The organism is Nesterenkonia salmonea, assembly GCF_005771525.1.
In the GTDB taxonomy this organism is placed as follows: domain Bacteria; phylum Actinomycetota; class Actinomycetes; order Actinomycetales; family Micrococcaceae; genus Nesterenkonia; species Nesterenkonia salmonea.
In genome coordinates this window covers 58,726-72,973 of sequence record NZ_VAVZ01000006.1, presented here as the reverse complement: position 1 = coordinate 72,973, position 14,248 = coordinate 58,726, and the positions used below count along the sequence as shown (strand labels likewise).

Annotated in this window: 11 protein-coding genes; 4 read left to right on the top strand and 7 right to left on the bottom strand. The window is 59.8% G+C overall.

Features of this window, described 5'->3' with window-relative positions; genetic code table 11:
- Positions 1–5: 5 nt before the first annotated feature.
- From FEF26_RS03425 to FEF26_RS03415, 3 genes are all read right to left on the bottom strand, one after another.
- Entirely contained in the window at positions 6–935 is a 930-nt protein-coding gene (locus tag FEF26_RS03425) for a shikimate dehydrogenase (RefSeq protein WP_138252142.1), read from the bottom strand.
- Positions 932–2,884, bottom strand: a complete 1,953-nt coding sequence (locus FEF26_RS03420; protein WP_138252141.1) for an endolytic transglycosylase MltG — start codon at positions 2,882–2,884, stop codon at positions 932–934. The genes FEF26_RS03425 and FEF26_RS03420 overlap by 4 nt, the downstream gene beginning before the upstream one ends.
- A 92-nt stretch (positions 2,885–2,976) precedes the next feature.
- Positions 2,977–4,263: a DUF349 domain-containing protein gene (locus FEF26_RS03415; RefSeq protein WP_138252140.1), complete on the bottom strand. Its 1,287-nt coding sequence runs from the start codon at positions 4,261–4,263 to the stop codon at positions 2,977–2,979.
- Positions 4,264–4,357: 94 nt separating this feature from the next.
- Between FEF26_RS03415 and hisS the strand changes: the two genes are divergently transcribed.
- The 4 genes from hisS to FEF26_RS03395 all read left to right on the top strand — a co-directional run bounded on the left by hisS (position 4,358) and on the right by FEF26_RS03395 (position 9,624).
- Entirely contained in the window at positions 4,358–5,704 is a 1,347-nt protein-coding gene (gene hisS / locus FEF26_RS03410) for a histidine--tRNA ligase (RefSeq protein ID WP_138252139.1), read from the top strand.
- Positions 5,705–5,715: 11 nt separating this feature from the next.
- Entirely contained in the window at positions 5,716–7,494 is a 1,779-nt protein-coding gene (gene aspS, locus FEF26_RS03405; protein ID WP_138252138.1) for an aspartate--tRNA ligase, read from the top strand.
- Between the two features lie 62 nt (positions 7,495–7,556).
- Positions 7,557–8,240, top strand: coding sequence for a DUF4287 domain-containing protein (locus FEF26_RS03400; protein ID WP_138252137.1), 684 nt, complete (start codon positions 7,557–7,559; stop codon positions 8,238–8,240).
- Between the two features lie 10 nt (positions 8,241–8,250).
- Positions 8,251–9,624 carry a replication-associated recombination protein A gene (locus FEF26_RS03395; protein WP_138252136.1) on the top strand — a complete coding sequence of 458 codons (1,374 nt, stop codon included), beginning with the start codon at positions 8,251–8,253 and terminating at the stop codon, positions 9,622–9,624.
- A 57-nt stretch (positions 9,625–9,681) separates the two neighbouring features.
- Here FEF26_RS03395 and qcrB read toward each other — a convergent pair whose 3' ends face one another.
- From qcrB to ctaE, 4 genes are all read right to left on the bottom strand, one after another.
- Positions 9,682–11,415 (bottom strand): cytochrome bc1 complex cytochrome b subunit, encoded by a 1,734-nt coding sequence (gene qcrB, locus FEF26_RS03390; protein WP_138252135.1) that lies wholly within the window; start codon positions 11,413–11,415, stop codon positions 9,682–9,684.
- Positions 11,412–12,506 (bottom strand): cytochrome bc1 complex Rieske iron-sulfur subunit, encoded by a 1,095-nt coding sequence (qcrA, locus tag FEF26_RS03385; protein WP_138252134.1) that lies wholly within the window; start codon positions 12,504–12,506, stop codon positions 11,412–11,414. The genes qcrB and qcrA overlap by 4 nt, the downstream gene beginning before the upstream one ends.
- A 61-nt stretch (positions 12,507–12,567) precedes the next feature.
- Entirely contained in the window at positions 12,568–13,365 is a 798-nt protein-coding gene (gene qcrC / locus FEF26_RS03380) for a cytochrome bc1 complex diheme cytochrome c subunit (protein WP_138252133.1), read from the bottom strand.
- 60 nt (positions 13,366–13,425) lie between these two features.
- Positions 13,426–14,073 carry an aa3-type cytochrome oxidase subunit III gene (gene ctaE / locus FEF26_RS03375; RefSeq protein WP_243730388.1) on the bottom strand — a complete coding sequence of 216 codons (648 nt, stop codon included), beginning with the start codon at positions 14,071–14,073 and terminating at the stop codon, positions 13,426–13,428.
- Positions 14,074–14,248 lie beyond the last annotated feature (175 nt).

Below are 14,248 nucleotides of genomic sequence, written 5' to 3'. Positions count from 1 at the left end.
TCATCCTAACGGTCGAGTGCCTCAGCTCCCTCATGGAGGCCGATCGCTGAACGCATCTTTCTCACCATGAGGAAGTGGTCTGCGTCGTTTTGAAGCGCTGCAGGGTTCCACATGTTTTCGGTGAAGAGCTCCACTTGCCGAACGGCCTGATGCAGCAGCATTTCCAGTCCACTTGTCACCGACCAGCTGCGCTCCGACCAGGCCCGCGCTAATTCGGATGGCCAGGGGTCGTACGCGACGTCGAGCAGCACAGGCGGGGAATCGTGGCTGGTTGGCAGTTGGGGCACCAGATGGTCTGCGGCCCGCGGAGGAAGAGTGGAGACGACGACGTCAAGGAGCCCTGCGCGGATGTCGTCACCGAGAGATGACAACGGCTTGACTGTCAGCGCTAGCCCCAGACGTTGCGCGACCGGCTCACTCGCGGCGGCCTTTTCCTCATTGCGGGCGTACATGACAGCCTCAGCGAAGTGCAGCTCGGCGGCGGCGGCGAGGGCAGCCGTTGAGGTTCCACCAGAACCGAGCACAGCGAAAGTTCCGGAAGGCGCCTCATCTCGGGTGATTCCTTGATGCTGGAGTGCTGCGACGATGCCGTCAACATCGGTGTTCTCACCGTGGAAAGAGCGCCCGCCGTCTACTTCTTCGGTAACGACCACGGTATTGAGCACCCCGAGGGTTTGAACTCGACGTGAGGTCGATGTCATTTGCGGGACCATGGCCGCTTTGAGCGGCATCGTGACTGACCATCCGACCCATCCAGGCTCTTGGCCCTGCTGCGTAAGAAAGCTTCGGACCTCGTGCTCGGCAACTTCCACACGCGTGTAGCTGATGTCGACACCAAGGTGCCTATAGGCAGCAGTGTGAAGGAGGGGCGACTTCGAGTGGCTGATGGGTGATCCCAGCACTGCGGCTCGGGCCGCCGCGTGAGCCTCGCTCATCCGTCGAGCTCGTCTTCTGCCGCGTCTACATCCCCGGGCCCACACGCTCCTTCATTCTCTTGGCAGAACTGCAGGAATTCTTGGGTGTCCTCTTCGTGCTCTGCCAGTGTGGCGTTGAAACGCGTTTCACCGGTGACCGGGTTAACAGTGACCCAGTAGAAGGCGTCGGTTTCGGTGGGATTGGCGGCGGCCTCTACAGTGTCCGCTACCGGCACTCCGATCGGCCCTGGCGGCAGTCCAGGATGAACGTAGGTGTTGTAGTCATTGTCGGGGTTCAGCCGTTCCTCCTCAGGGAAGTGCAGATCCCCCGAGAGACCGAGCCCATAGTTAACAGCCGCGTCAATCTGCAGCAGACCATCTGTCTCTGTTTGATCTGGCTCTAGACGGTTTTCAATCGCGCCGGCCATGATCCGGTAGTCTTCCAGCCGTTCGTCACGGGTCCGCTCTTCGCTGATGGTGTTGTTCGCTTCAGCGGTGATGAGGGAGGCGACAATCATGGTGTCCCACTGCTCGTCTGAGTCGGTGATTCCAAGTTCTTCGAGTCGCTCCAGAGTGGGGTCGACCATGGATTGGAGAACGTCCTCTGCGCTGGCGTCAACGCCGGGCTGGTACTCACCGGGCGCTAAGAAGCCTTCAAGGTTCTCAGCTTGTTCGGGTAGACCGAATTGTTGCGGATTCTGATTGAGCTCCTCCAGTTCCTCCAGAGGGATCTCTGCGCCCGCAGCGACAGCTTCCAGCGTCTCATCCAAGCGGAATCCAGCATTGATGTTGACGTAGCCGACACGAACCCCCTCAGCGAAGATAACTTCAACAGCGTCTTCCGCGGGCATCTGCTCGTACAACTCATATGTGCCCGCATGGTGCGCTACACCAGCGTCTAGGTCTTCCAAGGCTGACTGAAAAGCATCAGCGCTGGCGACTATCCCCTGATCCACCAGCCGGTTCTGCACTGAGGCAAGCCCTTCTTCCTCAAAAATCTCAAACTCAACCTCTTCGCCAGCAACGGTCTCGTAATCAGTTACTTCATCACCGCCAAGTAGCGACTGGAGGATCATGACAAAGGCGATCATGAGTGCCGCAAACCCACCCAGCGCGACGGTCAGGGTGATGTTCCTGCGGCGGCGCTTTGATCTTCTCTTCATCAGAAGATCCCGATTCACGTGGCCCTCCATTGGAGCGACCGTCTGGTAACCGCGGCCGTAGCCGGAGGCTCCGACCAGGACGGGGGCACCGTTCTCATCATGGTCGTAGTACTCATCGTCGTAGGCGCCGTCCCAGTCAAATTCGTCGTGGTCCTCATATTCGTACGCCGGCTCCGGCTGCTCCGGCATCGGGGAGGCGGGTGATTTTGGGGCGACGACGTCTTCGAAGGGTGTAGACGGTGATGCGCTCGGAGAAGTGGGCGCCGGACTAGGTACCGCATACTCTTCAGCGCTTCTCTCCCGAGAAGCCCGTTCTGCAGGTTCAGGTGAGGCTTGCGGAGGTACAGAGATCGCTTGGGTGGCGGGCTCGTGGTGGCTCTGCGTTTTTTCTTGGGGCTCGGCCGTTGCCGCTGAATGGGAAGACGGGGCACTCTGGGCAGACTGAGCAGGAGCGACAGTCTGCTGCTGCTGAGTCTGCAGACGTCGCTCACGCCGCGAGGTGAATCCCTGGTCAGCGATCGGTGAGCCGGCTGAGGTGGCCGAGCGGGTCGAGCCGCTGCGCGTGGCTTTGGGAGGCGAACTGCGCCGCTGATCTTTGGGAGTGGTTGTTTCCTGGTCAAAAAGGTCGGGAGCGCCATCTGCACCGCTGCGGCGTCCTGCCGAGGTTGTGTCTGCTGTCGATGAGTTACTCAGCCGGCGGACCGCTGATTCACGCTCCCGCTGGGCAGCACGCTCCCGCTCCCGAGCTTCGCGTATCTCTCGGCGACGACGGCGAGACCCCAGTTCCGGGGGTTGTTCATCGCTCACGCAGTTCCTCGCTGGACAGGTTGACGGCAGGACGGGTCGGGCTAGACGAAAGTCTAGTTTGCAGACCTAGCAAGTGTAATCTATCTGTTACCTCAGCTCGATGTGAGCATCTTCAACCAACTCCGGCGCGCCGCAAGAGCCTCTTCAGCTTCGCGTTTGCCCTTGTCATCGCCTTGTGACGCTGCCTGGTCTCGTTCCCTCTCCAACTGGGCGATGGTGTCCTCGAGCTGCTCGATCATCTCCGATTGACGATCATTGCGGGCAGCTTCTCGGGGGCTTCGAGTGGCTCCTTCTGCTTCGCGGAACGCATCCTGAACCTCACCGATGGCGCGTTCCATTCGCTTGATATCGGTGCGCGGAACTTTGCCGGCCGCGTCCCACGCCGCTATCAGCGCGAGGTAGCGTTCACGTACGGCCTCTGGCTTCGTGAAGGGCATGAGCTCGCGGAGCTTTCCGAGGATCTCTTCCTTCTTCTTGAGGTTTTCGCCATATTCGGCGTCGATCTGGGCATTGGCCTGATCGCGGGCGGAGAAGAACACATCCTGCGCGGCGCGGAACCTGGCCCATTGGGCGTCTTCTGTCTTTCGCGGCCCTCTGCCCAGCTCTTTCCACTGGTCCATGAGGCGGTGGTAGGCCTTGGTGGTCGGACCAAATTCTGTGGAATGCTGGAGCTTCTCTGCCTCAGCAATCAGCTCTTCTTTGGCTTTTTTAACCTCAGCTGCTTCTTTGTCACGGCGAACGAAGAAAGCCTTCCGGTGCCGTTCAAAGGTGCTGCGAGCCTCGCGGAATCGTTTCCAGAGGGGGTCTTCCTGGGATTTCGACAGCCGAGGTGGCGTACGCTGTTCGGACTTCCACTGGTCGAACAACTCATTCATCCGTTCCTGAGCTGACTTCCAGTGCTGGCGATCAGGTTCTACGGCAGCAAGCTCCTCGGCCGCTCGTACGATGTCCTCACGCACCGCTATTTTCGCGGTCACTGCTTCTTGGTTTTGCCGTTTTTCCTCAGCGGCGACGGCGTCAATCCCCTGACTGATTTCGTTCAGAATGCTCCTAAGGCCGACGACGTCACCGACCCAGGTTCCGGCCTCCAGCTCCTTGCTGAGCGTGGCCTGGCTGGATCGGAGAGAACCGGCAGAGTCCGCTTGGGTCGCTACCCGGGCGCGGAGCAGGAGTGCTCTGTTGTACAGCTCGTCAAATTTTCGGGTGAAGTACTGCAAAGCAGCCTCGGCGTCACCAGCGGAGAACTGGCCCACGTATGTCTCTTCTCCGCCTTCAGTGGCGGGCAGAACGTAGACGTGACCTTCCTCATCCACGCGTGTCCGCTCCCGGACCTCATCGAGTGGGGTTTGATGGTAGTTCGGCTTGATTGCAGGACTCATGCCACCAGGTTACCGTGACAGGCCGTTCTCTGTGCCGTACCCGTATGATGGTGTGGTTTGGCAAGACCCCCTTAAGAAGGAGTATTGAGCACCCATGGCACGCAATGCCTCTCTCTCGGGATACCTCGAGTTTCTTCCCACTGAGCGGCTGACCGAGCTGCATGTGCTCGACACGCTTCGTCACGTCTTCGAGATCCATGGCTTCTCATCGTTGGAGACCAGGGCCGTTGAGACAATGGATACTCTGCTGCAGAAGGGTGAGATCGACAAGGAGATCTACGCCGTCTCCAGAATTCATCAGGATGAACGTGCCGGCAAAGAAGCTAAATTGGCACTCCGGTTCGACAACACCGTGCCATTCGCCCGCTATGTCACTGAGAACGCTGGGCACCTCGCTTTCCCCTTCCGCAGGTATCAGATTCAGAAAGTCTGGCGGGGAGAACGTCCCCAGGCCGGCCGCTTCCGAGAGTTCTCTCAGGCTGATATTGACATCGTCGGCGACGGCGCTCTCCCCTTCCGCTGCGACGTCGAAATTGCAGTCGTCATGGCCCGCGCCCTGGAAGCTCTGCCGATTGGTGATTTCACACTGCGAGTCAACAACCGCAAGCTGTCGGAAGGGTTTTACCGGACCATAGGAATTAATGACACGGCAGCTGTGCTCCGGATTGTTGACAAGCTGGAGAAGATTGGGCCCGACCGAGTGGCTCAGGAGCTTATCGACACCCTCGGTGCCTCCCCACGGCAGGCTCAGAGCGCTCTGGACCTGGCGCAGATCCGGACCGTCGACGGATCCTTCGCCGCGAAAGTGCGCGAGCTGGTCGGCGAAGACGTCACTGCCCTATTGAATGAGGGACTCACGGAACTCTCTGAGTTGATGAGCGAGCTCAATGCCCGGGTGCCCGGCCGGGCCGTTGCCGATCTGTCTATCGCCCGTGGTCTGGACTACTACACCGGAACGGTGATCGAAACGACCCTGCACGGACATGAGGAGCTCGGGTCCGTCTGCTCTGGTGGTAGGTACGAGTCACTGGCGTCCAAAGGCAAACGAGTATTCCCCGGTGTAGGGCTCTCCATCGGAGTCACCCGGCTGCTGTCGGCGCTGCTGAACTCAGGTGAGCTGGCGGCGTCGCGCTCGGTACCCACTGTTGTGTATGTGACCCTGCGCTCCGCCGAAGACTGGGGGGCCGCACAGGATATTGCTGATAAGCTCCGCAGCCGCGGCATCAGTGCCGAGGTGGCGTTGAGCGCGGAGAAGTTCGGCAAGCAGATCAAATACGCGGACAGGCGAGGCATCCCGTTCGTATGGTTCACTGACGACGATGGCCGCCATGAAGTCAAAGATATCCGCTCAGGCGAACAGTCCGAAGCCCACCCCAGTCACTGGGCTCCGCCAGCTGAGGACCTGAACCCCCAGATCATTCGCAAGACTGAGAACCTCTAAGGAAGGACGCTGTGCTCCGCACCCACACCACCGGCGAAATCAACGCCGAGCTCATTGGCCAAACCGTCACATTGACCGGCTGGGTTGCCCGCCGCCGGGATCACGGAGGTGTCGCCTTCCTCGATCTGCGCGATGCCCATGGCGTGGCCCAAGTGGTGGTCAGGGATGAGGAGGACTTCGACCCACTGCGCAATGAGTTCGTCCTCAGAATCACAGGCGTCGTCGAACGCCGACCTGAGGGCAACGAGAACCCGAACCTGAGTTCCGGTGACGTTGAGGTCATTGCTGAGACCACGGAAGTGCTGAACTCAGCCGCAGCGCTGCCGTTCCAGATCGATGATCACGTCGAAGTCGGTGAGGAGGCGCGCCTGCGCCACCGCTACCTGGACCTGCGCAGAAGTGGTCCAGCCAAGGCTATGAGACTTCGATCCGAGGCCAACCGCATCGCGAGGGACGTCCTCCACCGCCACGGCTACCTCGAGGTCGAGACCCCCACCCTGACCCGTTCCACCCCTGAAGGCGCCCGTGACTTCGTGGTGCCGGCACGGCTGAACCCTGGGTCGTGGTACGCGCTCCCCCAGTCCCCGCAACTGTTCAAGCAGCTGCTTCAGGTCGGCGGAGTGGAGAAGTACTACCAGCTGGCCCGCTGTTACCGTGACGAGGACTTCCGGGCAGACCGGCAGCCTGAGTTCACCCAGTTGGACATTGAGGCCAGCTTCGTCGAGCAGCACGATGTCATCACGCTAGTTGAGGAAGTCACCCGCCAGCTGTGGTCACTGATCGATGTGAACATCGAGATGCCGATCCTCCATATTACGTACCGCGACGCTATGGAAAAGTACGGAACAGACAAACCGGATCTGCGTTTCGGCCTGGAACTGACCGAACTGACTGAGTACTTCAAAGACACACCCTTCCGTGTGTTCAAGGCACCATATGTCGGTGCCGTGGTGATGCCCGGTGGCGCGTCCCAACCAAGGCGTACTCTCGACGCGTGGCAGGAATGGGCCAAACAGCGCGGGGCTAAAGGCTTGGCCTATGTCTTGGTTCAGGAAGACGGCGAACTAGGCGGACCGGTGGCCAAGAACCTCTCTGACAATGAGAAGGCCCACCTCGCTGAGACCGTGGGCGCAAAGCCCGGTGATTGCATCTTCTTCGCTGCAGACAAGCCGGGTCCGGCTCGTGGGCTCCTGGGCGCAGCCCGCAATGAGATTGCTCAGCGGCTGAAACTCGTCACACCGGGAAGCTGGTCCTTCGTCTGGGTGGTGGATGCCCCGATGTTCGAGCCCGCCGACGATGCTCAGGCCGCCGGCGACGTCGCAGTCGGGTCGGGCGCGTGGACGGCCGTGCACCACGCGTTCACCGCACCAAAACCTGAGTTCGCCGACACCTTCGACTCCGACCCAGGAGAGGCTTTGGCCTACGCCTATGACCTCGTCTGCAACGGAAACGAGATTGGGGGCGGCTCCATTCGTATCCATAGTCAAGACATGCAGGAGCGAGTCTTCAAGGTCATGGGTGTCTCTCAGGAGGAGGCGAGGGAAAAGTTCGGATTCCTCTTGGACGCGTTCAAGTACGGCGCTCCCCCGCACGGCGGATTCGCCTTCGGTTGGGATCGAGTCGTCGCTCTTCTTGCCGGCGAGGAGTCCATCCGGGAAGTGATCGCCTTTCCGAAGACGGGTGCAGGTTATGACCCGTTGACTGCGGCACCTGCTCCCATTACCCCTCAGCAGCGCAAAGAAGCAGGTGTGGACGCCAAACCAGTGGTCAAAGCAGAAGCGGGCTCATAAGCTGGTCTCACTGGAGCCACCCCTGCCCAGCTGAAGCCTGCTATCGAGTTTGAGGAGTCAGGATGTCACGAGTCGACAATCTCCGCGACCGAATGGCTGGCGCTGGGCAGCGCTTTGATGACCTCCGCGACGAGCTTTTCGCCGAACCGCATCAGGGTCACGGCAGTGCCAAGGTATGGGCTTCTGTCCCGGAAATGACCGACGAGACCACTCGTGCCAAGACCGGAAGAGGATGGGACGAGTGGGTAGCTCTGATTGACGCTGGCCCTGGCCGGAACGCCGGGCATGCCGCTATCGCTGCTTGGGTCAGCGACGAGCACGAGGTGGATGGCTGGTGGGCGCAGACAGTGACCGTCGGGTATGAGCGGATTACTGGGCTGCGTCTGCCCGGGCAGATGCCCGATGGCACGTTCTCCGTCTCTCGTTCCAAGTCGGTTTCCATGGACTGGTCTGAGCTTCGCCTTCTGCTCGATGATCCGGTGGCGAGGTCAGCCGTACTCCCCCGTATTGATTCGACCGAACGCTCCAAACCTGGAGTCAAGGCACCAAAGTTTTCGATCTCAGACCCTGAGACCGGCACAGACCTCGGGGTTCTGCAGTTCCGCGGTGACACCACCGCATCAGGTACCCGGCTTGTTGTCACGCATGAGAAGCTTCCTCACCTCCACGCAGCGAAGGCGTGGAAGCAGTTCTGGGCAGTGTGGCTTGAGGAGCTGGCAGCAGAACCACAGGGACCTGGCGAGTAATCTGGGAAACATGACTGGCGACCTCTTCACGGAACCTGAGGATCACGACGATGCACCCGCCACCTCCCACAGCTCAGCAAGGCGGCGCCACACTCCACTAGCAGTAAGGATGCGACCGCGAACTCTCGATGAGGTGGTGGGTCAACAGCATCTGCTGAAGGACGGATCACCTCTCAGGGTCCTCACAGAGGGCACGAGTGGGCCAGCCGGGGCGAGCTCTGTCATTCTCTACGGCCCTCCAGGAACCGGCAAGACGACCATTGCGCACGTAGTCGCTCGGGGCGGGACCCGGAAGTTCGTGGAGCTCTCCGCTATTCGCGCCGGTGTTAAGGACGTCCGTCAGGTCATGGACCAGGCCCTGGAGGATAGGGATCTGAGGTCATTGACAACGGTGCTGTTTCTCGACGAAATCCACCGCTTCAATAAAGCCCAACAGGACGCCCTGCTCCCAGGAGTAGAGAACGGATGGGTGATTCTGATCGCAGCGACGACTGAGAACCCCTCCTTCAGCGTGGTCGCGCCTTTGCTCTCACGCTCACTTCTGCTCACACTGACCTCGCTCACCAGAGATGACTTGGATGGGCTCGTAGATCGTGCACTTGAGTCGGAACGTGGCCTGGGGGGAGCCTTCCGCCTCGACGATGCGGCCCGGGATCATATGCTTCGGGTATCCGGTGGTGACGCCAGACGTGTGTTGACGACGCTGGAGGCAGCCGCAGCCGTAGCCCGTGGGCGCGAGTCGGAGGAAATTGGAGTCGATGACGCTCAGCAGGCCGCTGACTTTGCTGTTCAACGGTATGACAAGGATGGCGATCAGCACTATGACGTCATTTCAGCATTTATCAAATCCCTTCGTGGTTCGGATGTCGACGCCGCGTTGCACTACCTCGCCAGAATGATCGTCGCTGGTGAGGATCCGAGGTTTATTGCTCGTCGGCTCGTCATTGCCGCTGGCGAGGAGGTTGCTATGGCGGATCCTTCAGCGCTGCAGACCGCCGTTGCCGCAGCCGATGCAGTGCAGAGAATAGGTATGCCGGAAGCCCGCATACTGTTGGCTCAGGCCACTGTGCATATCGCCACGGCCCCAAAGTCGAACGCCTCCTATAAGGCCCTCGACGCTGCCATTGCGGATGTGCGGTCCGGAAGCGGAAATTCCGTGCCACCGCACCTGCGCGATAACCACTATGCAGGTGCGCCGAGGTTGGGCCACGGCAAAGAGTATGTCTATGCCCATGATCAGCCGCATCATGTGGCCGCGCAGCAGTATCCGCCCGATGATCTGGTAGGTGTCGATTACTACATACCTACACAGAACGGCAATGAACGTTCAGTTGGTGAACGGCTTCAGCGCCTCCGGAGCATCGTTCGGGGAACCAAGAACTGACAGAAGCGAGCGAGGGTCCCCCCATTTGGGAGAGGACCCTCGCTCGTTGTTACTTGTCTATCGATTATCCGATGAGGCTCCAGAGGTAATGGCCTCGCGGGACTGAGCGGCTTCCAGTCCGGCAGGGCTTTCCCCATGGTGGCCGAGCACTTCTAGGTACTCTTCGCGCGAAACAGGCTCGACACGATCTTCGAACCAAATGCGGTTGAGACGGGCGCGAACCTTCTCCACGGCCGTAATCTTGCCCTTGGCGTTTGGCCGAGGGCCACTCGGTGCTGGCGCCTCGTAGGAGACCAGGGTCCACAGCTCGTGTTCATTGGGGAGCTTGTGCTGCTCATGGAACTCACCATCGGCACTGACCTCAATGACACCAGCCTCGTGACCGTGGAGTGCAATCTCCCGATCCTTCCGCTGCAGGGCCAAACAAATACGCTTGGTCAGCAGGTAGGCGATTATCGGCCCAAGGAAGAACGCTGCTCTCAGCCAGTAGATGACGTCATTCAGAGACAGAGCGAAGTGTGTGGCCATGAGGTCTGAGGACGCAGCACCCCACATCACCAGGTACCACACGACCATGGCGACGCCGAAGGCCGTGCGAGTCGGCGCATTGCGTGGGCGGTCCAGCAGGTGGTGCTCTCGCTTGTCACCGGTGATCCAGTTTTCCAACCATGGCCAGACGAACACTCCCAGCAGCAGGAGGGTAATCGGGATCATCGGCACAAGTACCGGCGTGGCTATCGAGTTCCCTCCCCACGGCGTCGGGAGAACGAATTCCAGCGGTATATTCCCGATGAACCCAGGCATGATGCGCAAGACCCCATCGAACCAGCCGATATACCAGTCCGGCTGTGTACCAGCTTGGACCGGCGAAGGATCGTAGGGCCCGTAGTTCCACAGTGCGTTGATCTGGAATGTGCCGGCCAGCAGACTCAAGACACCGAGAACGATGAAGAAGAAACCGCCAGCTTTGGCCGCGTACACAGGTCCGACAGGATACCCGACAACATTGCGTTGGGTACGTCCAGGGCCTGGGTACTGGGTGTGCTTGTGCATCACGACCAGGAACAGGTGGACGGCAATGAGAATCAGGATCAGGGCTGGAATGACGAAGATGTGCAGAGCATAGAGCCGCGGAATGACCTCGTTGCCGGGGAATTCTCCGCCGAACAGGAAGAAGGAGATGTACGTTCCCACAACAGGGATCGCCTTGAGCATTCCGTCGATAATGCGCAGACCGTTACCGGACAGCACCTCATCTGGCAGCGAGTAACCGGTGAAACCTGCGGCGAGGCCGAGGACCAGCAGTGTCGCCCCGACAACCCAGTTGAGTTCACGAGGTTTGCGGAACGCTCCGGTGAAGAACACGCGGATCATGTGGACGCTCATCGCGAGCACGAACATCAGCGCGCCCCAGTGGTGGAGCTGACGCATGAAGAGCCCACCGCGGACATCGAAGCTCAGTTCCAGGGACGTGGCGTAAGCCATCGACATCTCAAGTCCCTGAAGCGGGGCGTAGGAACCGGAGTACCGGGTGGTCGACATTGATGGGTCGAACCAGAATGTCAAGAACGCGCCCGAGACGACTGTGATGATGAAGCTGTAGAGAGCAACTTCACCGAACATGAAGGTCCAGTGGTCTGGAAAGACCTTACGTCCGAACTCACGGACGATGCTCGTCCCACCAACGCGTGTGTCCACGTAGTTGGCGATCTTGCCAGTCCCGGTCTTCGGCTCATACTCGGTTGCTTCGAGGTACTGGGCCTCGGTGTATTTTTCTTTAGAGGCGCTCATGCTGGAAAGTCACCTTCCGGATCAGTGTGGCCGCGCTCCCAGTAGGTCGGTCCGACAGGTTCAGTAAAGTCACTGCGGGCGATCAGGAAGCCTTCATCATCAACAGTGATCGGCAGCTGAGGCAGCGGACGACCGGCAGGTCCGAAGGTCACCTTGAATTCTTCGGAGGCATCGAATGTGGATTGGTGGCAGGGGCACAGCAGGTGATGGGTATGCCGCTCGTACAGAGCAACCGGGCAACCCACGTGGGTGCAGACTTTGGAACAGGCAATGATGCCGTCGTAGCTCCAGTTCTCCCGTCCTGGCGTCGGGGCGTGGAGGTCATCAGGGTTCAGTCGCATAAGCAGAACAACAGCTTTTGCTTTTTCGGCAAGTCGATCACCGTGGCCAGAGACCTCACGGAGGTTCTCCGGGATCACGTGCATCGCTGACCCAATGGTCAGATCAGCTGCGCGGATGGGCGTGCCAGTGGGGTCCCGGACCAGACGAACACCTTCATCCCACAACGAGTGACGCATGCGCTCAACGCCGAAGTCACCTGTGCGGTCCAAGTCGCGGAATAGCACGACTGCTGGGAGCGGGGCCAGTAAAGCAGCAGCAATCATGGTGTTCCGCAGCAGAGGGCGACGCTTGATCTGAGTCTCGTCCACTACTTCGGTGACGATCTTCTCCGCTTCAGCCCGGTCCTCCTCGGTGCGCAGAGGTTTGCGGTCCTCGGTGACCTCGTGATCGGGCATCAGCGTCTTCGCCCAGTGGACGATGCCGAGACCAATGCCGAGCATCGCCAGTGCGGTGCCTACTCCGATAAGCGTGTTCTGGACACGCAGTGCACTCATACCTTCGAAGTAGTCGTCGAACTGGTCCATTCTTGCGACGGCGAAGTAGCCGACGAAGAACATCACGGTGCCGATGATTGAAATGAAAAACAGCGCGGCTACCTGGCGTTCACTACGCTTGGCGGCCTTCTCATCTACATCGGCCAAACGAGGTCGGTGCGGCGGCAGGCCTGGGTTGTCGATGGCATAGCCCTCTGACGCCCCGTCACCGGCTTTGACGACGGCGGTTGAGTCGCCGTTACCGTGCTCGGCCATATGGTTTTCGTCCTTTGCTGTGTCTCAAGTGCGGTATGGGTGCTTGTGGGTGGTCAGGCTCTTAGGAGGACCGCGAGGTCAGCCAGACCATGGAACCGATTAGTAGGGCAAGGCCAAGGGTCCAAATCAACAGGCCTTCGGACACTGGTCCAAGGAAGCCTAGAGAGAAACCGCCCGGTGAGCCCTGTTGCTCGTATGTCTTGAGGAACGCGATGATGTCGCGCTTGTCCTCAGGAGGAATGTTCGAGTCGTTGAACACCGGCATGTTCTGCGGTCCAGTGGTCATAGCCGTGTAAATGTGAACCGCATCGACACCGTGGAGGCTCGGTGCGTACTTACCCTCGGTGAGCGCACCACCGGCACCTGCTGCGTTATGGCACATTGCGCAGTTGATGCGGAAGAGCTCCCCACCACGAGCGGGGTCACCTTGATCTATATCAAGCCACTCGTCATCTGGGATCCCTGGACCGGCACCGAGGGATGCGACATAAGCAGCCAGCTGGCTGGTCTGTTCTTCATTGAACTGGGGTGGCTTCTGCTGTGCCTGCGGACCTGACATCTGCATCGGCATGCGTCCCGTGCCGACTTGGAACTCGACGGAGGCCGCACCCACACCGACTAGTGATGGTCCGGCGTCTGAGCCTTCAGCGTTCATTCCGTGGCAGGAGGCGCAGTTGGCAACGAACAGTCGCTCACCTTCGTCAACCTGCTCGGAACTGAACCCATCTGGGGTGTTGGACGCCTGGGCCTGGTTCACAGTGGTTGCTGCTGCGTACAGCCCGCCAGTGAGTAGCAGGCCGAGGAGGAGCAGCGCCACGAACGCGAACGGGTGGCGTCGCTTCTGAGAGAGTGCCTTCACTTCAGCCGGTTCCTTTTCTTCTCGGTGCGGTGTGCGAGTCTTCGGTGGTTTACAGGCGGGTCAGACCAGCAGCGGCAGGATGTAGACCACGGCGAACAGTGCGATCCATACAACGTCGACAAAGTGCCAGTAGTAGGAGACCACGACGGCGGCAGAGGCTTCCTTATGCGTGAACTTCACGCTGAAGTAGGCCCGTGCAATCACGTAGAGGAAGCCGAACAGGCCTCCCAGCACGTGGAGGCCGTGAAAGCCGGTGGTGATGTAGAACGCCGATCCGAACGCGTTGGTCTGGATGGATACTCCATGAGAGACCAAGACGGCGAACTCGTAGGACTGACCGGCGATGAACACGGATCCCATGAGGAACGACAGGATGTACCACTCGACCATGCCCCAGGACTTCATGCTCAACAACCCACCGGTTCGGCGGGGCTGGTGGCGTTCGGCTGCAAAGACGCCGAACTGAGCGGTCACGGAGCTCGCCACCAGAATCACGGTGATGATCGTGGCTAGCAGGATGTCCAGGCGTCCGCTGTATTCAGCCCACATAGCGGGCTGGGAGGAACGCAAAGTGAAAAACATGGCGAAGAGACCAGCGAAGAACATCAGCTCACTGGTCAACCACACCATGGTTCCCACAGAGACCATGTTCGGGCGGTTCGGCAGACTTCTTGCCGGCGCGGCGGGGGCTTGGGTTGCAGACGTCACAGTCCTATTATGGCCTGAAATCATCGCCGTTCGCATGCTGGGTCGATGGTGTGGCGTGCTCTGTCATCGCCGGATTTCTGCTGGTTCCGCGTGATTCCTGGGATCGGCGGCAACCAGGAGAGATGAAAGTTGCACAAATATTTCTACAGCGTGTCGAAAAACGACTCGTACGTGA